This is a genomic window from Pseudomonas sp. ZT5P21, from assembly GCF_054897785.1.
Genome location: NZ_CM142705.1, coordinates 4786941 through 4804846 on the forward strand (window position 1 = coordinate 4786941; position 17906 = coordinate 4804846).

General features: G+C 59.8%; 18 protein-coding genes and 2 pseudogenes. 12 read left to right on the forward strand and 8 right to left on the reverse strand.

Translation table 11 applies throughout. The annotated features are described in order from the left end of the window. The first annotated feature begins 102 nt into the window (after positions 1 to 102). From ACYZT9_RS22220 to ACYZT9_RS22245, 6 genes are all read left to right on the forward strand, one after another. Positions 103 to 1668, forward strand: coding sequence for an MBOAT family O-acyltransferase (locus ACYZT9_RS22220; RefSeq protein WP_462007436.1), 1566 nt, complete (start codon positions 103 to 105; stop codon positions 1666 to 1668). Between the two features lie 11 nt (positions 1669 to 1679). Continuing rightward, positions 1680 to 2855, forward strand: a complete 1176-nt coding sequence (locus ACYZT9_RS22225; protein WP_462007437.1) for an alginate O-acetyltransferase — start codon at positions 1680 to 1682, stop codon at positions 2853 to 2855. Between the two features lie 17 nt (positions 2856 to 2872). After that, complete coding sequence (locus ACYZT9_RS22230) at positions 2873 to 3526, forward strand: alginate O-acetyltransferase AlgF (RefSeq protein WP_462007438.1); 654 nt, start codon at positions 2873 to 2875, stop codon at positions 3524 to 3526. Positions 3527 to 3750: 224 nt separating this feature from the next. Continuing rightward, on the forward strand, positions 3751 to 5202 hold the full coding sequence (locus tag ACYZT9_RS22235) for a mannose-1-phosphate guanylyltransferase/mannose-6-phosphate isomerase (protein WP_462007439.1): 1452 nt from the start codon (positions 3751 to 3753) through the stop codon (positions 5200 to 5202). A 267-nt stretch (positions 5203 to 5469) separates the two neighbouring features. Then, positions 5470 to 5934, forward strand: a complete 465-nt coding sequence (locus ACYZT9_RS22240) for a multidrug transporter (protein ID WP_462007440.1) — start codon at positions 5470 to 5472, stop codon at positions 5932 to 5934. Between the two features lie 31 nt (positions 5935 to 5965). Then, a complete protein-coding gene (locus tag ACYZT9_RS22245) occupies positions 5966 to 6790 on the forward strand; it encodes an SDR family oxidoreductase (protein ID WP_462007441.1) in 825 nt (274 codons plus the stop codon). 122 nt (positions 6791 to 6912) lie between these two features. On the opposite strand, the gene ACYZT9_RS22250 is transcribed toward ACYZT9_RS22245, so the two are convergent. The 6 genes and pseudogenes from ACYZT9_RS22250 to ACYZT9_RS22275 form a co-directional block, all read right to left on the reverse strand. After that, positions 6913 to 7767 carry an efflux RND transporter periplasmic adaptor subunit gene (locus tag ACYZT9_RS22250; protein WP_462007442.1) on the reverse strand — a complete coding sequence of 285 codons (855 nt, stop codon included), beginning with the start codon at positions 7765 to 7767 and terminating at the stop codon, positions 6913 to 6915. A 10-nt stretch (positions 7768 to 7777) separates the two neighbouring features. Continuing rightward, complete coding sequence (locus ACYZT9_RS22255; protein ID WP_007896379.1) at positions 7778 to 7978, reverse strand: DUF1656 domain-containing protein; 201 nt, start codon at positions 7976 to 7978, stop codon at positions 7778 to 7780. Continuing rightward, positions 7968 to 8963 (reverse strand): annotated as a pseudogene (locus tag ACYZT9_RS22260) (FUSC family protein); the annotation flags it as partial. The gene ACYZT9_RS22255 and the pseudogene ACYZT9_RS22260, both read right to left, overlap by 11 nt. Then, positions 8944 to 9087 (reverse strand): annotated as a pseudogene (locus ACYZT9_RS22265) (hypothetical protein); the annotation flags it as partial. The pseudogenes ACYZT9_RS22260 and ACYZT9_RS22265, both read right to left, overlap by 20 nt. Before the next feature lie 171 nt (positions 9088 to 9258). Further along, complete coding sequence (locus ACYZT9_RS22270) at positions 9259 to 9732, reverse strand: WbuC family cupin fold metalloprotein (RefSeq protein ID WP_462007443.1); 474 nt, start codon at positions 9730 to 9732, stop codon at positions 9259 to 9261. Between the two features lie 3 nt (positions 9733 to 9735). Then, on the reverse strand, positions 9736 to 10293 hold the full coding sequence (locus ACYZT9_RS22275) for a hypoxanthine-guanine phosphoribosyltransferase (RefSeq protein WP_462007444.1): 558 nt from the start codon (positions 10291 to 10293) through the stop codon (positions 9736 to 9738). A 163-nt stretch (positions 10294 to 10456) separates the two neighbouring features. On the opposite strand from ACYZT9_RS22275, the gene upp reads away from it, so the two are divergent. Both upp and ACYZT9_RS22285 read left to right on the forward strand, forming a co-directional pair. Continuing rightward, positions 10457 to 11095, forward strand: coding sequence for a uracil phosphoribosyltransferase (upp, locus tag ACYZT9_RS22280; protein WP_462007445.1), 639 nt, complete (start codon positions 10457 to 10459; stop codon positions 11093 to 11095). 2 nt (positions 11096 to 11097) lie between these two features. Next, entirely contained in the window at positions 11098 to 12372 is a 1275-nt protein-coding gene (locus ACYZT9_RS22285; protein WP_462007446.1) for a uracil-xanthine permease family protein, read from the forward strand. 153 nt (positions 12373 to 12525) lie between these two features. On the opposite strand, the gene hemH is transcribed toward ACYZT9_RS22285, so the two are convergent. Both hemH and ACYZT9_RS22295 read right to left on the reverse strand, forming a co-directional pair. Then, complete coding sequence (hemH, locus tag ACYZT9_RS22290) at positions 12526 to 13551, reverse strand: ferrochelatase (RefSeq protein ID WP_462007447.1); 1026 nt, start codon at positions 13549 to 13551, stop codon at positions 12526 to 12528. Positions 13552 to 13564: 13 nt separating this feature from the next. After that, positions 13565 to 14467 carry a TIGR01777 family oxidoreductase gene (locus tag ACYZT9_RS22295; RefSeq protein WP_462007448.1) on the reverse strand — a complete coding sequence of 301 codons (903 nt, stop codon included), beginning with the start codon at positions 14465 to 14467 and terminating at the stop codon, positions 13565 to 13567. A 196-nt stretch (positions 14468 to 14663) separates the two neighbouring features. Between ACYZT9_RS22295 and ACYZT9_RS22300 the strand changes: the two genes are divergently transcribed. The 4 genes from ACYZT9_RS22300 to ACYZT9_RS22315 all read left to right on the forward strand — a co-directional run bounded on the left by ACYZT9_RS22300 (position 14664) and on the right by ACYZT9_RS22315 (position 17891). Further along, entirely contained in the window at positions 14664 to 15650 is a 987-nt protein-coding gene (locus tag ACYZT9_RS22300; protein WP_462007449.1) for an NAD(P)/FAD-dependent oxidoreductase, read from the forward strand. Then, the gene (locus tag ACYZT9_RS22305; protein ID WP_462007450.1) at positions 15647 to 15862 is read left to right on the forward strand and encodes a TIGR02450 family Trp-rich protein; all 216 of its coding nucleotides are present in this window, start codon (positions 15647 to 15649) and stop codon (positions 15860 to 15862) included. Before ACYZT9_RS22300 ends, ACYZT9_RS22305 begins: the two co-directional genes overlap by 4 nt. A gap of 128 nt (positions 15863 to 15990) precedes the next feature. Beyond that, a complete protein-coding gene (locus ACYZT9_RS22310; protein ID WP_462007451.1) occupies positions 15991 to 16950 on the forward strand; it encodes a YbgA family protein in 960 nt (319 codons plus the stop codon). Continuing rightward, positions 16950 to 17891: a MerR family transcriptional regulator gene (locus ACYZT9_RS22315; RefSeq protein WP_462007452.1), complete on the forward strand. Its 942-nt coding sequence runs from the start codon at positions 16950 to 16952 to the stop codon at positions 17889 to 17891. The genes ACYZT9_RS22310 and ACYZT9_RS22315 overlap by 1 nt, the downstream gene beginning before the upstream one ends. Positions 17892 to 17906 lie beyond the last annotated feature (15 nt).

Here is a 17906-nt window from a genome sequence, read left to right on the forward strand (position 1 = left end):
GGTCAGTGCAAGATTTGAGTTGAGTGATATTCCCCCGGTTTTTCGTGGGGGGTTTGGGGGGGCTGCGGCCCTTGACTGTTGGTTAAACATGGAGAGACCGGGATGGTATTTTCATCCAACGTGTTCCTGTTTCTGTTCCTGCCGATCTTTCTCGGCATGTACTACTTGAGCGGAATACGCTATCGCAACCTGCTGCTGCTGCTCGCCAGCTATGTGTTCTATGCCTGGTGGCGCGTGGACTTCCTCGCGCTGTTCGCAGCCGTCACGCTGTGGAACTACTGGATCGGCCTCAAAGTCGGCGCTGCCGGCGTGCGGACCAAACCGGCACAGCGTTGGCTGCTGCTCGGCGTGGGCGTTGACCTGTGCATTCTTGGCTACTTCAAGTACGCCAACTTCGGCGTCGACAGCATCAACGCGATGATGACGTCGGTGGGTCTGTCGCCGTTTATCCTGACCCACGTGCTGTTGCCGATCGGGATCTCGTTCTACATCTTCGAGTCCATCAGCTACATCATCGACGTCTATCGTGGTGACACGCCGGCGACCCGCAACCTGATCGACTTTGCTGCATTCGTCGCGATCTTCCCGCACCTGATCGCCGGTCCGGTGTTGCGTTTCCGCGACCTCGCCGACCAGTTCAACAACCGCACCCACACCCTCGACAAGTTCTCCGAAGGTGCCACGCGGTTCATGCAGGGTTTCATCAAGAAGGTCTTCATCGCCGACACCCTTGCGGTGGTGGCGGACCATTGCTTCGCCTTGCAGAACCCGACCACGGGCGACGCCTGGCTCGGCGCGCTGGCGTACACCGCGCAGTTGTATTTCGACTTCTCCGGTTACAGCGACATGGCCATCGGCCTGGGCCTGATGATGGGTTTCCGCTTCATGGAAAACTTCAAACAGCCGTACATCAGCCAATCGATCACCGAGTTCTGGCGTCGCTGGCACATCAGCCTGTCCACCTGGCTGCGTGACTACCTGTACATCACGCTGGGCGGTAACCGCAAAGGCACGCTGATGACCTATCGCAACCTGTTCCTGACCATGCTCCTCGGTGGTCTGTGGCACGGCGCGAACATCACGTACGTCATCTGGGGCGCTTGGCATGGCATGTGGCTGGCGATCGAAAAAGCCATCGGCCTGAACACTTCGCCGCGCAGCATCAACCCGATCCGCTGGGCCTTTACGTTCCTGCTGGTGGTCATGGGCTGGGTGATTTTCCGCGCGGAAAACCTGCACGTCGCCGGCCGCATGTACGGCGCGATGTTCAGCTTCGGCGAATGGTCGCTGTCGGAACTCAACCAGGCCAGCCTCACCGGCCTGCAAGTGGCGACGCTGGTGGTGGCTTACATGACCCTCGCGTTCTTCGGCATTCGCGATTTCTACAGCAACCTGCCGCCGGAAAAGACCAAGCCTGCCGTCAACGTCGCGGCCGATGGCCCTGCCTCTGCGACACCAGGAATGATCAAAGCCGTACCGGGCGACAACCCGGCGAGCATTCACGAACCGGGCTACACCGTCGGCGTTGAAGCCACCGTGCAACCGGCCTACTGGACCGCTGACTGGTCCCGCTACGTGATGCGCGCCCTGGTATTGGTGCTGTTCATTGCTTCGATTTTCAAACTCTCGGCGCAAAGCTTCTCGCCGTTCCTTTACTTCCAGTTCTGAGGGATCTGACCATGACCCGCTCATTACGCATCTTCTACATCGCCCTGTTCCTGGTGACCCTGTTGGTCCTGGGCCTGTGGTCGACGCGCAGCTTCTTCGGCTTCAGCACCCACGCCGATGCGACAGTGCTCAATGGCCGCTGGGCCAAGGCCGTCGAAACGCACTACGACGAAGAGTTCCCGATCAAACGCCTGGGCACCAACCTCTGGGCTGCGCTGGATTTCAAACTGTTCAACGAAGGTCGTCCGGGCGTCGTGCTCGGTCGCGACCAATGGTTGTACAGCGATGAAGAATTCAACCCGATCGTCAACGAAGAGCTGAACCTGCAAGGCAACTATGCGCTGGTCGAAGGCGTGCGCCAGGAACTGCAAGAGAAAGGCGTGAAACTGGTGATGGCGATCGTGCCGGCCAAGACGCGTCTGTATCCGGAACACTTGGGTGAAGCGAAGCCTTCGAGCATTCACGCCAACCTGTATGAAGACTTCCATGCTCGCGTGGCGGCCAACAAGATCATCGCGCCCGACCTGCTCGTCCCACTGCAAAAGGGCAAGCTGGACGGTCAGCAAGTGTTCCTGCGCACCGACACCCACTGGACCCCGGAAGGCGCGCAAATCGCCGCCGAGACCCTGGCCAAAACCATTGCCGAAAAAACCCCGCTCAGCGGCGAGCCTCAGCGTTTCGTCACCGAGCCGGCGGAGAAAGTGACCCACAAGGGTGACCTGCGCTTGTTCCTGCCGCTCGATCCGCTGTTCGAAAACCTGATGCCAGCGACCGAGCCATTGCAGAAGCGCAACACCGTCGCAGCCGGTGATCAGGCCAGCGGTGATGACGCGCTGTTCGCCAACACCGAGGTACCGGTGGCCCTGATCGGCACCAGCTACAGCGCCAACCCCAACTGGAACTTCGTCGGTGCGCTGAAAGAAGCGCTGCACAGCGACGTGGTCAATTACGCCGAAGACGGTCACGGCCCGATTCTGCCAATGCTCACCTATCTGAAAAGCGATGCTTTCAAGAACAGCCCGCCGCAGGTGCTGATCTGGGAGTTTCCTGAACGTTATCTGCCGGTGAACAACGATATCGGCGACGCCGACCCGCAGTGGGTCGCAGCGCTCAAAGAAGCTGGCGCCCGCCAACAAAACGTAGCCGCAAACACTAAATCCGAGACGCCCGACCGGGCGCAAAACTGAAAGAGAGAGGTACTACCATGACTTTCACTACAACTCCTCGCCGTCTCGCCAAGACCTTTGCACTCGTTGCAGGTATGAGCGTGTTGTCCCTGCAAGCCTTCGCCGGTGATGCCGCGCTCTACGGCCCTACCGCACCGAAAGGCTCGAGCTTCGTCCGCGTTTATAACGCCGGCAACGCTGAAGTCAGCGCCACCGTTGGCAGCACCAACCTGGCCGAAGTCGCGCCGCTGTCCAGCACTGACTTCAGCTTCATGCCGGGCGGTGACTACAGCGCCAAAGTGGGCAGCCAGACCCTGCCGGTGAAACTGGCCGGCGATCACTATTACACCCTGGTCAACAACGCCAGCGGCGCGCCTCAACTGATCGAAGAGCCGCCGTTCAAGAACAAGCAGAAATCCCTGGTTCGCGTCCAGAACCTGAGCGACAAGGCCCTGACCCTGAAGACCGCTGACGGCAAGACCGAAGTGGTGCCGTCCGTGGCTGCCAAGGGCCGTGGCGAGCGTGAAATCAACCCGGTCAAGGTCAGCCTGGCGCTATACGATGGCGCCACGAAAGTCGGCGACGTGAAACCGGTTGCCCTGGAACGCGGTGAAGCCGCCGTGCTGTACGTCACCGGCAAAGGCAACAGCCTGTCGCCTGTCTGGGTAAAACGCCCGGTATCGACGCGCTAACACATTTACCGGATTGACCCTGGTTTCTCTGTAGGAGCGAGCTTGCTCGCGAAAAACGAAATGGCAACGCGTTTATTCAGATAGCACGCGTTTTCGTTAACGCCTCTCGCGAGCAAGCTCGCTCCTACAGGGGCCGGGTGTCATTCGGGACACGGAACAAGAACAAGAGTGAAACGACAGAACGCAGTAGCTCTGACCCATACGATTTTCAAGGAGTAACAAACATGATTCCGGTGATCTTGTCAGGTGGTAGTGGCTCACGTCTTTGGCCGCTTTCCCGTAAGCAGTTCCCCAAGCAATTCCTCGCCCTGACCGGCGAACACACGCTGTTCCAGCAAACCCTGGAACGCCTGGTGTTCGATGGCATGGACACCCCGATCGTGGTCTGCAACAAGGACCACCGTTTCATCGTCAACGAGCAACTGGCCAACCGTAAACTGGAAACCCAGCGCATCCTGATGGAACCGTTCGGTCGCAACACGGCGCCAGCCGTGGCCCTGACCGCGATGATGCTGATCAACGAAGGCCGCGACGAGCTGATGCTGGTGCTGCCGGCCGACCATGTGCTGGAAGACCAGAAAGCCCTGCAACGCGCTCTGGCTCTGGCCACCGTCGCTGCCGAAAATGGCGAAATGGTGCTGTTCGGCGTTCCGGCCACCAAACCGGAAACCGGCTACGGTTACATCAAATCGACCAACGACTCGCTGCTGCCGGAAGGCGTCAGCCGCGTCTCGCACTTCGTCGAAAAACCGGACGTGAAACGCGCTACCGAGTTCGTCCAGTCCGGCGGTTACTTCTGGAACAGCGGCATGTTCCTGTTCCGCGCCAGCCGCTTCCTCGAAGAGCTGAAAAAGCACGATCCGGACATCTACGACACCTGCCTGCTGACCCTTGAGCGCAGCGCACAGGACGCCGACACCATCAGCATCGACGAAGCCACCTTCGCCTGCTGCCCGGACAACTCCATCGACTACTCTGTGATGGAAAAAACCCAGCGCGCCTGCGTCGTACCGCTGACTGCGGGCTGGAGCGATGTCGGTTGCTGGTCGTCGCTGTGGGAAGTGAACGAGAAAGACGCCAACGGCAACGTCACCAAAGGCGACGTGATCATTCAGGACAGCAAAAACTGCATGATTCACGGCAACGGCAAACTGGTGTCGGTCATCGGCCTGGAAAACATCGTGGTCGTCGAAACCAAGGACGCCATGATGATCGCCCACAAGGACAAGGTCCAAGGCGTGAAACAGATGGTCAACACCCTCAACGACTTGGGTCGCACCGAAACCCAGAACCATTGCGAGGTCTATCGTCCGTGGGGCTCCTATGACTCGGTGGACATGGGCGGCCGCTTCCAGGTCAAGCACATCTCGGTCAAACCGGGTGCGTGCCTGTCGCTGCAAATGCACCACCACCGGGCCGAACACTGGATCGTTGTCAGCGGCACCGCCGAAGTGACCTGCGACGAAAACGTGTTCCTGCTGTGTGAGAACCAGTCGACCTATATTCCGATCGCTTCGGTTCACCGTTTGCGCAACCCGGGCAAGATTCCGCTCGAGATTATTGAAGTGCAATCGGGCAGTTATCTGGGTGAGGACGATATCGAGCGGTTTGAAGATATCTATGGTCGGTCAACGCCGATTGAGCGTGGAATTTCGGTGAAGACGATCGCGCAGTAAGCGTTCAGCAAAACGAAAAGCCCCCGTCCAGCCCGCTGCGTTTCCCTATCCGCAGCGGGTTGGGTGGGGCTTTTTTTTATTCGAGTTCTGTGTTGCCTCGGCCGGCCTCTTCGCGAGCAAGCCCGCTCCCACAGGTGGAATGCGGTCAACTGTGGGAGCGGGCTTGCTCGCGAAGAGGCCATCACATCCACCGCAGAAATCAAGCCCATCGCCAATCGCACCTACGCTTAGGTAGGATGACCGTCTCCATTCCCGAGGTTGTGCGACATGTTCATCGGCGTCCTGCTGGTCATCACTTGGCTGATCCTGTTGCTGCGTTACCCGTCCAAGGCACTGCTCGTTTCAGTCGCGGCCGCCATTGGATTGGGCGTGGTGGCCACCTGGGTGATCTGGATGGACAGCCGCGAGGTCAAGCAACTGGCGCGTCTTGAGTTGCGCATCACCTATGCGCCGGAGCACTGCCCGGCTGATCGCCCCTTGCAGCTGAAAATGAACAACGGCAACGATGTGCCACTGACCGAATTGCGTTGGCGCGTCGCCGCGTACGCACCGGGCGATACGGTCAATCTGGCCGACAATCAATACACCGCGCCGCGATATCGCGGCCCCGGCGAATTGCAGGCCGGGGCGAATTGGGAAGATTGCTTGCCCATGCCACCGCTGCGTTCCGGTTATCGCCCGCAAACCCTGGAGTTTCGCGCCGAGCGTTTACAGGGTAGTTTCTCCGACTGACTCCCTACTTATTTTGCACAAGGAACGCGCCATGCCCGTTGCATTGATTACCGGTTGTTCCAGCGGCATTGGCCGCGCCCTCGCCGACACTTTCAAAACGGCCGGTTACACCGTCTGGGCCAGCGCGCGCAAGGCTGACGACGTGGCGGTTCTGGCGGCGGCCGGTTTCAACGCCGTGCAACTGGACGTCAACGATGGCGCGGCGCTCGAACAGTTGAGTGAACAGATCAATCAACAGCATGGCGGCCTCGATGTGCTGATCAACAACGCCGGTTATGGCGCAATGGGGCCGCTGCTCGACGGTGGTGTGCCGGCCATGCAGCGACAGTTCGAGACCAATGTGTTTGCCATCGTTGGCGTGACACGCGCGTTGTTTCCGGTGCTGCGCCGGGCCAAAGGGTTAGTGGTGAATATCGGCAGCGTCTCCGGAGTGTTGGTCACGCCGTTTGCCGGCGCGTATTGCGCATCGAAAGCGGCCGTGCACGCTTTGAGCGATGCGTTGCGCATGGAACTGGCGCCGTTTGGTGTGAGGGTCATGGAGGTTCAACCGGGCGCAATCGCCTCCAGTTTTGCCAAGAATGCAGAAGCTGAGGCGGAGCAGTTGATCAGCGAACATTCACCGTGGTTTCCGCTGCGTGAAGGCATTCTGGCGCGGGCCAAGGCGTCCCAGGACAACCCGACCCCGGCCAGTGAGTTTGCCGCTGGTTTGCTCAAGGCCGTGCAACAAAGCAAACCACCGCGACTTATTCGTTTGGGCAATGGCAGCCGGGCGTTGCCGTTGATGGCGGGGTTGTTGCCAAAAGGCTTGCTGGAGTCGGGGCTGATGAAGCGGTTCGGGTTGAGCGGGCAGCTCTGAGGCCGAGTCGTCCCCTTTCGCGAGCAAGCCCGCTCCCACGGGGGATATGTGTCGTTCGCCTGATTCGCGCCCAACTCGGTCAATGTGGGAGCGGGCTTGCTCGCGGATGCAGACGCCTCGGCCTACGGGTTACTAACCACCACCGTGCACGTAATCCCCGCCGCCAACAGCACCCCCTCGGGCACGTCATCGATGTGAATCCGCACCGGCACTCGCTGGGCCAACCGCACCCAGTTGAACGTCGGGTTCACATCGGCGATCAACTCGCGACTTTCCGGGTTGTCGCGGTCGTAGATGCCGTGAGAAATGCTCTCCACGTGCCCCTTCAATACTTCCCCACTCATCAACTGCATGTCGGCTTTATCGCCAACCCGCACGTGCGGCAACTTGGTTTCCTCGAAGAAGCCATACACCCAGAACGAGTTCATATCGACTACGGCCATTTTCGCCTCGCCGATGCGCGCGTAGTCACCGCGATGCACGTTGAGGTTGGTCACGTAACCGTCCACCGCGGCGCGCACCTCGGTGCGTTTGAGGTTCAGCTCGGCGGCTTCGAGTTGTGCCTGGGCGTGCTGGTAATCCGCCAGGGCCGAGTCAGCGATGTTGCTGGCGTCGTCACGGTTTTCCCTGGAGACCACCAGCGCATCCATATCGGCGCGGCGGTGGGCGTTGACCTTGCGCATCTCCCACGTCGACTTGCGCGAGGCCACCAGCGACTGCGCCTGCTTGACCGCGATGCGGTAATGCTCAGGGTCGATGCGCATCAGCAGATCGCCCTTCTTCACCTGTTGATTATCGCGCACCGGCACGTCCACCACCTCCCCGGTGACGTCGGCGGCGACGTTGATGATGTCGGCGCGCACCCGGCCGTCGCGGGTCCACGGCGTGTCCATGTAATGCACCCACAGGGTCCGGCCGATCCATATCGCAAGAGCCAGCACCAGCAGGGTCGCGAGCAGGCTGAAAAACTTTTTCATCAGATCGTTCTCAACGGTAGACAGTCAGCGCCAGGGCGCCGAACAGACAGGTAAAAAGACTCAGGCGCAGCAACGCCGGGTGCCAGAAAAAACGGTACAGATCAAACCCGGACAGGAACCGGTCCAGCGCCCAGGCCAAGGCCGCGGCGATGAAAAACATCAGCGTCATGGTCGGCATGTACACGCCGTGGAAGGCGATTTCACGAGGCATGTTCGAGTCCTTTCGACGTGGTCATTGCGTAGGCTGAAAGCGGTGATTGCGGGTCGAGCAAGGAGGTGCGGATGAAGTGCAGGTAGCTCTTCACCCGACGCAATGCCGAGGTGTCGAAGTGCGGCGCAAAGGGTTCGTCAGTGGCTTGCACACGGCTGATCGCGTGGTCCACCGCGACCAGTCCACGCTCCAGATTGCTCTGGCTCGGTTGCAGAAACAAACGCACCAGCGAGCGCCCCATCACACGGATTGCCTGGCGCCACGGCTGGGATTCGGCGTAGGCCGGATGCACCGGCAAAATCGCCTGTTCCTTGCGCAGCTCGATGACGGCGTGGCCGACTTCCAGCACCACAAACATCCAGCGCAACAAGTCCCGTTGCACCTGCGGCTGGCCGTCGGCGAGACCGTAGGCCTGGTGCAGCAGATCCCGCGTGCGGCTTTCAAAACTTGAGGCCAAGCCTTTGAGTTTGCCGCTGATCGCGTACACCACCTGCCCGCGCAAATCCTCCTCAAGCCGACGCCACAGCCAGCGACTGTTGGGCGGCAGGATGATTGCCCCCGCCGCCGCGCACACCAGCATGCCGAGCACCATGGCGATGTAGTCATTGATGAAGGTGTAAGGGTTGTAGACGGTGAGGTTGTCCGGCACCGAACCGGTGCTGAAGAAAATCAGCAAGCCGAGGCCGACACCGGCGTATTGCGGGCGCGAGGTCAGGAACGAACCGAGCACGATCACCGGCGCGAGCATCACGCACAACAATGGAAAACCGTCGATCCACGGGAAGATGAAAAACATTTCGACGAAGCCGATCAGCGCGCCGAGGAGGGTCCCGCAGGCCATCTGAAATGCCATGCGTTTCGGGTTCGGCGTCGCCGCTGAAAGGCCCACCGTTGCCGCCGCAATCAACGTCATCGTCGCCCCGCTCGGCCACGCCGTTGCCACCCAATAACTGCCCAACACCACCAAGTTGTTGCTGCTCGGGATCGGCTTCACGCAGGGTCAGGTCGTCCGGCGGCAGGAACTGCGCATGCATGGGTGCCGACGCGGCGGCCAGAGGCAGGCTGAAGGTCAACAACAGGGCGGCGCAGCTGCGGATCAAAAGGCTCATGACGGGGCTCCGGAGGGCGAGTCCGAGCACTCTAGCATGGGTATATGAAAATACTTCTGCGCACGCGAACCACTGTGGGAGCGAGCTTGCTCGCGATAGCGGCGGCACATTGAGCATCAATGTGTCAGTCAGACCGCAATCGCGAGCAAGCTCGCTCCCACAGACCGCAAATCAATCGAACTGCGCGTGCATCCATGCCTGATAGTCGGCCACACCTGGCTCACCTTCGCGCGGCGCCCACTGAGCAAGCTCACCTTCGCCGACAGGACGATAAGGACCCGCCTTGCACTCGAACATCAGGCTGTCGGCTTCCAGCACCACCAGGCCATGAAACACGCCGGTTGGCAGGTGAACACCGACACAGTCGCCACCGGCCTGCAGGATTTGTTTTTTCACCACCACGCCGGACTCATCGAAGATCAGAACGCCAAGCCGCCCTTTGAGGACCAACAAGGTTTCAGCCTTGTTGTCCCCCAGATGCCGATGAGGCGGGATGTACGTGGACGGCTGCAAACCCACCGCCATGCGATGACAAGCCTCTTCCATCTGATGGAAGTTGTGATGCTGCCGTCCACGTGGATTTGCCGCAGCCTTCCCGGTCAATTCATTGAACAAAGTCTGATCAAGAAAGCCCGGCGCGCTCATTGCTTACATCCCTTTAACCGCAAAAATTCCGTTGGCGTTACGCCAGTAGCCTTTGTAGTCCATGCCGTAACCGAAGATGTAACGGTCGATGCATGGCAGGCCGACGAAATCGGCTTTCAGGTCCGGGCGAGCCTTGCGGTCGTGGTCCTTGTCGATCAGCACGGCGGTGTGCACTTTGCGCGCGCCAGCGTGTTTGCAGAAGTCGATGATCGCGCCCAGGGTGTGACCTTCGTCGAGGATGTCGTCGATGATCAGCACGTCGCGGTCGATAAACGACACTTCAGGCTTGGCTTTCCAGAACAGGTCGCCGCCGCTGGTTTCGTTGCGATAGCGGGTGGCGTGCAGGTAGGACGCTTCCAGCGGGAAGTGCAGATGGGTGAGCAGCTTGCCGGCGAAAATCAGGCCGCCGTTCATCACGCAGAACACCACTGGATTGGTGTCCGCCAGTTGCTCGTTGATGTGTGCACCGACGCGGGCGATGGCCGCCTCGACTTCAGCTTCGGTGTACAGGCAGTCAGCCTCTCGCATGACTTGACGGATATGCTCGAGATCAGCGGACATGGCGCTCTCCAAGGGTGACGGATTCGGGAAAAGCGGGCAAAGGTACGCATCCCGCACGGTCAGATCAAGCGTTTGTGGACTAACGTACTCTATGTCTATAGGACAACACCCTCGGATAGATTAATCTAGGCCGGTTTTTTTGCCCGCCGCCGGAGCCTTTCCCATGCCCATCCTCGAGATCCGCCATCCGCTGATCCGTCATAAACTCGGCCTGATGCGCCGTGCAGACATCAGCACCAAGAATTTCCGTGAACTCGCCCAGGAAGTCGGTGCCCTGCTGACCTATGAAGCCACCAAAGACCTGCCGCTGGAATCCTACGATATCGAAGGCTGGGCCGGCACCGTGTCGGTCGAGAAAATCGCCGGCAAGAAAATTACCGTGGTGCCGATCCTGCGCGCCGGCATCGGCATGCTTGAAGGCGTGCTGAGCCTGATCCCGGGCGCCAAAGTCAGCGCCGTTGGCGTGGCCCGCAACGAAGAAACGCTACAGGCCCACACCTACCTGGAAAAACTGGTTCCGGAGATCGACGAACGCCTGGCAATGATCATCGACCCGATGCTCGCCACCGGCAGCTCTATGGTCGCCACCATCGACCTGCTGAAAAAAGCCGGTTGCCGCGACATCCGCGCCATGGTGCTGGTCGCCGCGCCGGAAGGCATCGCCGCTGTCGGCAAGGCTCACCCCGATGTGACCATCTACACCGCGTCCATCGATGAAAGACTGAACGAACACGGTTACATCATCCCGGGCCTCGGCGATGCCGGTGACAAGATCTTCGGCACCAAGCAGAAGGACGCGTGACCATGCAGCAAGAGTTTAACGATCCGCTCTGGCGCACGGTGCTGTCCGGCGCGCAGATGCTGTTCGTGGCGTTCGGCGCACTGGTGTTGATGCCTTTGATTACCGGCCTCGACCCGAACGTGGCGCTGTTCACCGCAGGTCTGGGGACGATTCTGTTTCAGGTCGTCACCGGGCGTCAGGTGCCGGTGTTCCTGGCGTCGAGCTTTGCCTTCATCACCCCGATCATTCTTGCCAAGGGCCAGTTCGGCCTAGCGGCGACCATGGGCGGCGTGATGGCGGCCGGTTTCGTCTACACCTTCCTCGGCCTCGCCGTGAAGATCAAAGGCACCGGTTTCATCGACCGCTTGCTGCCACCGGTGGTGATTGGTCCGGTGATCATTTCCATTGGCCTGGCCATGGCGCCGATCGCCGCCAACATGGCGATGGGCAAGGCCGGCGACGGCACTGAACTGATCCCCTACCAGACAGCGATGCTGATCTCGATGCCGGCGCTGCTGACCACCCTGATCGTCGCGGTGTTCGGCAAAGGCATCTTCCGTCTGGTGCCAATCATCTCCGGCGTGCTGGTGGGTTTTGCGATGGCGTTCTATTTCGGCGTCGTCGATACCGCGAAAATCGCCGCAGCACCGTGGTTCGCAATCCCGGCCTTCACGGCGCCGGAATTCAACTGGCAGGCGATTCTGTTCATCGTTCCGGTAGCGCTGGCTCCAGCCATCGAACACATCGGCGGCGTAATCGCCGTCGGCAGCGTGACCGGTCGCGATTACCTGAAAAAGCCTGGCCTGCACCGCACCCTGCTCGGTGATGGCATTGCCACCACCGCAGCCGGTTTGTTCGGCGGTCCGCCCAATACCACTTACGCCGAAGTGACGGGCGCGGTGATGCTGACCAAGAACTACAACCCGAAAATCATGACCTGGGCGGCGATCTTCGCCATCAGTCTGGCATTCATCGGCAAGTTCGGCGCGCTGCTGCAAAGCATCCCGGTGCCAGTGATGGGCGGGATTCTGTGCCTGTTGTTCGGTTCGATTGCGGCAGTGGGGATGAACACGCTGATTCGTCACAAGATCGACCTGGGTGAAGCGCGCAATCTGGTGATTGTGTCGGTGACGCTGGTGTTCGGGATTGGCGGTGTGCTGGTCGGCACCGGCACAGGCCCGGACGACTTCGGCCTAAAAGGCATCGCGCTGTGCGCGGTGGTGGCGATTGGGCTGAACCTGGTACTGCCGGGGAATGACAGCTGGAAGCATAAGAAGGCGGATGAGCCTTTGTTGTAACGGCACACAATCCCCTGTGGCGAGGGAGCTTGTCGGATCGCCGCACCGTCCCGCTTGAGTGCGCAGCACTCACAAAATCTTCATCGACTGCGAGGATTTTGGGGCCGCTTCGCGACCCAGCGGGAGCAAGCTCCCTCGCCACAGTTGTACTGATTACAGCGCCAAAGGCGCTCTTTCGCACAACGTATTCAGCGCCCGCGCCCACTGCGGATCATCGTTGAGACACGGCACCAGCACCAACTCCTCTCCCCCCGCTTCGATGAACAGCTCCTTCCCTCGATCACCGATTTCCTCAAGCGTCTCAATGCAATCGGCAACGAACGCCGGACACATCACCAGCACCTTCTTCACGCCCATTCCCGCCAGCTCATCGAGGCGGGCTTCGGTGTAGGGTTCGATCCATTTCGCCCGGCCCAATCGCGACTGAAACGACACCGACCACTTGCCATCCTGCAAGCCCATGCGCTTGGCAAACTCGGACGCCGTGCGCAGGCACTGGGCGCGGTAGCACGTCGCCAATACTTCCGGTGAAGCGATCTGGCAGCAATTTTCGCTTTTGAAACAATGATGCCCCGTCGGATCGATTTTGGTCAGGTGCCGCTCCGGCAAACCGTGGAAGCTCAGCAGCAGGTGATCATGATCCTGCTCCAGATAGGGCTTGGCACTGGCCACCAAAGCGTCGAGGTACTCCGGTTGATCGTAGAACGGCTGGAGAATTGACAACTGCACATCGAGCCTCTTGTCCCGCACTACCCGTTTGGCTTCCTCGATCACCGTGGTCACGGTGCTGTCGGCAAACTGTGGATAAAGCGGAGCGAGGGTAATTCGCTTGAACCCCTGGGCGGTGAGCTGCACCAGTTTCGATTCAATCGACGGCTCGCCATAACGCATCGCCAGCTCCACCGGGCCGTGATTCCACTGTGTGGTCATCGCCTGTTGCAATCGACGGCTGAGCACCACCAGCGGCGAGCCTTCCTCCCACCAGATCGAGGCGTAGGCGTGGGCCGACTGCTCCGGGCGCTTGATCAGAATCAGCGAGACCAGTAACCGCCGCACCGGCCATGGCAGGTCGATCACATACGGGTCCATCAGAAATTGATTGAGGTAGCTGCGCACATCCGCCACCGAAGTGGAGGCAGGTGAGCCCAGGTTGACCAGAAGCAATGCGTGATCGGTCATGCAACGTCCTATTTCAAAGGCGGCTGGACAGGTCGTCCAGGGCCGCGCGCAGATCAGTGAACTGGAATGTGAAACCCGCTTCCAGCAAGCGCGCCGGTACGGCCTTCTGGCCGCCCAGCAACAGCAATGACAACTCGCCCAGACACACCTTCAACGCCAAGGCCGGCATGGGCATGAATGCCGGGCGATGCAGCACGCTGCCTAGCGTGCTGGCAAACTCACGATTGCGCACCGGTTTGGGCGCACAGGCATTATAAGGACCGCTGGCGTTTTTCTGATGCAGAAGAAAATCAATCACGGCGATTTGATCCTTGATATGGATCCACGGCATCCACTGTCGACCATCGCCAAGAGGCCCGCCCAGCGCCAGTTTGAACGGCAGTAATAGCCGCGACAAAAAGCCGCCGTCGGCGGACAACACCAACCCCGTGCGAATCAGGATCACGCGAATGCCCAAGGCCTCGGCACGCTGCGCGGTTTCCTCCCAGGCAATGCACAACTGACTGGCGAAATCGTCGATGACGGGTGGAGATTCTTCAGTCAGTTCCCGCTCGCCACCATCGCCGTACCAGCCAATGGCCGAGCCAGAGATGAACACCTGCGGTTTGTGTGCACGAGTTTCGAGCCAGGCCAGCAGGGTTTCGGTCAGGGTGATGCGACTGCTCCAGAGCAAGGCTTTGCGCCGGGACGTCCAGGGCCGGTCGGCAATCGGAGCACCCGCCAGGTTGATAATCGCGTCCACCGGTGCTTGCCCGAGATCTTCCAGCAGTACGATGCCGCGAACCTCTGCACCGCAGATTTTTGCGACTTTTTCAGGCGTTCGACTCAAAACAGTCAGACGATGTCCCTGGCTCACCCAGTGTCGGCAGAGTTGACGTCCTATCAAACCAGTACCGCCGGTCAGCAATATGTGCATGACTTCTTCCTCGCGTGGCGTTTTACCCTGATCACTAGTCTATTTTTATAAGCAGGGATCTTTTATATCGGGCAGGCTCTGTTGTTAACAATAGGCCAAGCTGTCAGAACGAGAACGCTAAAAGTTATACCAGAAAACAATATTGTACAGGTTTCATCCACAGCGTAGTCTGTACAGAAAGGTAAACGAGGCCCCTATGACTGTACCTATCGCAATCATCGGCACCGGCATCGCCGGACTCTCCGCCGCCCAGGCGCTTACCGAGACCGGGCATGTCGTTCAACTTTTCGATAAAAGCCGCGGCAGTGGCGGACGCATGTCGAGCAAACGCAGCGATGCGGGGGCTCTGGACATGGGCGCGCAATATTTCACTGCCCGCGATCGCCGCTTTGTCACGGAAGTCCAGCGCTGGCAAGCCAATGGCTGGGTCGCCGAGTGGACGCCGCAGCTCTACACCTTCCATGGCGGCCAGCTCAATCTGTCGCCGGACGAACAGACGCGCTGGGTCGGCACGCCGCGCATGAGTGCCATAACACGCGGCCTGCTCGGCGATTCTGAAGTGCATTTCGCCTGCCGCATCACCGAGGTCTATCGGGGTGAAGAGCACTGGCATCTGCAGGACGCCGAAGGTTTCACCCATGGCCCGTTCAGTCATGTCATCGTCGCCACGCCCGCGCCCCAGGCTACCGCCTTGCTCGCCTCTGCGCCGAAACTCGCCGGCGCCGCTGCCGGGGTCAAAATGGACCCGACCTGGGCGGTCGCACTGGCCTTCGAGACACCGCTGGATACCCCCATGGAAGGCTGCTTCGTGCAGGACAGCCCGCTCGACTGGCTGGCCCGCAACCGCAGCAAACCGGGGCGTGACAACACGATGGACACCTGGGTGCTGCACGCAACAAGTGCCTGGAGCCGGCAACATATCGACCTGCCCAAAGAAGCCGTGATCGAGCAATTGCATGGCGCGTTCGCCGAACTGCTCCACAGCGCGATGCCGGCTCCCACGTTCAGCCTCGCACATCGCTGGCTTTACGCCCGCCCGGCGAGCAGCCATGAATGGGGTACCCTGGCCGATGCCGATCTGGGCCTTTACGCGTGTGGCGACTGGTGCCTGTCCGGTCGCGTCGAAGGTGCATGGCTCAGCGGTCAGGAAGCCGCCCGCCGCCTGCACGAACACCTGCAGTGAACCGCATCAACCCAAGCAAACTGCTGCTGTCGAAATGGACAGCAGCCCACCCGCAAAACCACGAAAAACATTTTCTGGTGACTGAGTTGTTCCGCGATGAGGAAGGCACGGTGCTGGAGATTGAGTTGCAGGCGGTGTTGACCAGGCGTTGTGAACGGTTTGACTGGCAAACGCTGAAAAACAGCGATGCCTGGCGACTGGGCTGGAAATAATCCCCTTGCCACAAAGCTCGCCCTAGAAAACTTATACAAATAATTTGACTTGTACACCTTTGAATCTATGATGAAGTCATGTTGTACAGAATTAACAATCTGTACAGGTTTAGATTCGAGGTGCTCCGATGCCCCATGCCAGCGTGAAACCGAAAATTGCCATCAGCGCCTGCCTGATGGGCGCCGAAGTGCGCTTCAACGGCGGACACAAGGAATCGCGGCTGTGCAGCCAGACCCTCACCGGCTATTTCGATTTCATCCCGATATGCCCGGAGGTTGCGATCGGTCTCGGCATCCCCCGGCAACCGATCCGTCTGGTCGGCGACGCTGAACGTCCCGAAGCCGTCGGCACGGTTCACCGCGAACTGAATGTCACCCAACCGCTCGCCGAGTACGGCGAAAAAATGGCCAGCGAACTGGGCGATATCTGCGGCTACATCTTCATGCAGAAATCGCCGTCGTGCGGTCTGGATCGGGTCAAGGTTTACCACGCCAACGGTGCTCCCGTGGACGGCGGTGGCCGCGGCATCTTTGCCCAGGCTTTCTGTGCGCGGCATCCGGATCTGCCAGTGGAAGAAGACGGCAGGCTCAACGACCCGGTGCTACGGGAAAACTTCCTCACCCGCGTGTTCGCCTACAGCGCCTGGCAGCAATTGCTGGAGAAAGGCCTGACCCGTCGCGGACTCATCGACTTTCACTCGCGCTACAAATACTTGCTGATGGCCCACCACCCGGTGCAATACAAAGCCTTGGGCAATCTGTTGGGCAACATGGGCCAGAGCGATCCCGCTGAACTGGGCCCACGTTATTTCAGCGAGCTGATGGCGGCGTTGAAAAAATGCGCCACGCGCCGTACCCACGCCAACGTTCTGCAACACCTCAGTGGTTACCTTAAACAGGTCATCAGCGCTGAAGACAAACAGGAAGTGCAGCACGTCATCGGCCAATACCGCCACGGCATCGTGCCGCTGGTGGTGCCGCTGACGCTGCTCAAACATTACTTTCGCCAACACCCGGATCCGTACATTGCGCAACAGGTTTACCTGCAACCGCACCCGGAAAACCTCAGCCTGCGAAACGCGATCTAATGAAAACCCCACTCGACACCAGTGCCAGTGAAGACCTCGGCGCCGACTTCAAGAAAGCCCTCGACGAGGGCTGGCTGCCGATTCGCGAAGTGGCCCGGCAGACCGGCGTCAACGCGGTCACCTTGCGCGCCTGGGAACGGCGTTACGGCCTGATCGTGCCGCAACGCACTCCGAAAGGGCATCGGCTGTTCAGCGCCGAACACGTGCAACGCATCCTGACGATCCTCACCTGGCTTAATCGCGGCGTGGCCGTCAGCCAGGTCAAGCAACTGCTCGACACCCCGCAAGCCTTTACCGAATCGGTCGAAAACGACTGGCAGATTCTGCTTAAAACGTTGGTCCAGGCGGTCACTCATCTGAACGAGCGCACGCTTGATGACACGGTCAATCAGGCCATCGCGCTGTACCCGCCGCGCACGCTGTGCGAACAACTGTTGATGCCCTTGCTCACCGACCTGGAACAACGCTGGCAAGGCCAGTTTGGCGCGCAAATGGAACGGGTATTTTTTTACTCCTGGCTGCGCAGCAAATTCGGCGCGCGCATCTACCATAACAACCGTCAGTTACACACCGCGCCCTTGCTGTTGATCAATCAATCGGACCTGCCACTGGAACCTCACCTGTGGCTGACGGCGTGGCTGATCAGCAGCGCCGATTGCCCGGTGGAAGTATTCGATTGGCCACTGCCGGTGGGCGAACTTGCGCTGGCGGTCGATCACCTGCAAGCCCGTGGCGTACTGCTGTATTCCAGCAAAGCCATGAATCTGTCGCAGCTGTCGAAACTATTGAGCGGCGTCAGTTGCCCAAAAATGATTGCCGGACCAACGGTGTGCATCCATCACGCCGAGTTATGTGTAAGAACTTCAGAGATCGCTGATTTGTTCCTGGCCGAAGATCCGTTGTCGGCGCATCAGGACCTGGTTCAGCGTGGGCTTATTTAAAATGAATCCTACGGA

Excerpts from the sequence above, each read along its gene's own strand:
- ACYZT9_RS22220 (WP_462007436.1), top strand. The coding sequence starts at position 103 with ATGGTATTTTCATCCAACGTGTTCCTGTTTCTGTTCCTGCCGATCTTT.
- ACYZT9_RS22225 (WP_462007437.1), top strand. The coding sequence starts at position 1,680 with ATGACCCGCTCATTACGCATCTTCTACATCGCCCTGTTCCTGGTGACC.
- ACYZT9_RS22230 (WP_462007438.1), top strand. The coding sequence starts at position 2,873 with ATGACTTTCACTACAACTCCTCGCCGTCTCGCCAAGACCTTTGCACTC.
- ACYZT9_RS22235 (WP_462007439.1), top strand. The coding sequence starts at position 3,751 with ATGATTCCGGTGATCTTGTCAGGTGGTAGTGGCTCACGTCTTTGGCCG.
- ACYZT9_RS22240 (WP_462007440.1), top strand. The coding sequence starts at position 5,470 with ATGTTCATCGGCGTCCTGCTGGTCATCACTTGGCTGATCCTGTTGCTG.
- ACYZT9_RS22245 (WP_462007441.1), top strand. The coding sequence starts at position 5,966 with ATGCCCGTTGCATTGATTACCGGTTGTTCCAGCGGCATTGGCCGCGCC.
- ACYZT9_RS22250 (WP_462007442.1), bottom strand. The coding sequence starts at position 7,767 with ATGAAAAAGTTTTTCAGCCTGCTCGCGACCCTGCTGGTGCTGGCTCTT.
- ACYZT9_RS22255 (WP_007896379.1), bottom strand. The coding sequence starts at position 7,978 with ATGCCTCGTGAAATCGCCTTCCACGGCGTGTACATGCCGACCATGACG.
- ACYZT9_RS22270 (WP_462007443.1), bottom strand. The coding sequence starts at position 9,732 with ATGAGCGCGCCGGGCTTTCTTGATCAGACTTTGTTCAATGAATTGACC.
- ACYZT9_RS22275 (WP_462007444.1), bottom strand. The coding sequence starts at position 10,293 with ATGTCCGCTGATCTCGAGCATATCCGTCAAGTCATGCGAGAGGCTGAC.
- upp (WP_462007445.1), top strand. The coding sequence starts at position 10,457 with ATGCCCATCCTCGAGATCCGCCATCCGCTGATCCGTCATAAACTCGGC.
- ACYZT9_RS22285 (WP_462007446.1), top strand. The coding sequence starts at position 11,098 with ATGCAGCAAGAGTTTAACGATCCGCTCTGGCGCACGGTGCTGTCCGGC.
- hemH (WP_462007447.1), bottom strand. The coding sequence starts at position 13,551 with ATGACCGATCACGCATTGCTTCTGGTCAACCTGGGCTCACCTGCCTCC.
- ACYZT9_RS22295 (WP_462007448.1), bottom strand. The coding sequence starts at position 14,467 with ATGCACATATTGCTGACCGGCGGTACTGGTTTGATAGGACGTCAACTC.
- ACYZT9_RS22300 (WP_462007449.1), top strand. The coding sequence starts at position 14,664 with ATGACTGTACCTATCGCAATCATCGGCACCGGCATCGCCGGACTCTCC.
- ACYZT9_RS22310 (WP_462007451.1), top strand. The coding sequence starts at position 15,991 with ATGCCCCATGCCAGCGTGAAACCGAAAATTGCCATCAGCGCCTGCCTG.
- ACYZT9_RS22315 (WP_462007452.1), top strand. The coding sequence starts at position 16,950 with ATGAAAACCCCACTCGACACCAGTGCCAGTGAAGACCTCGGCGCCGAC.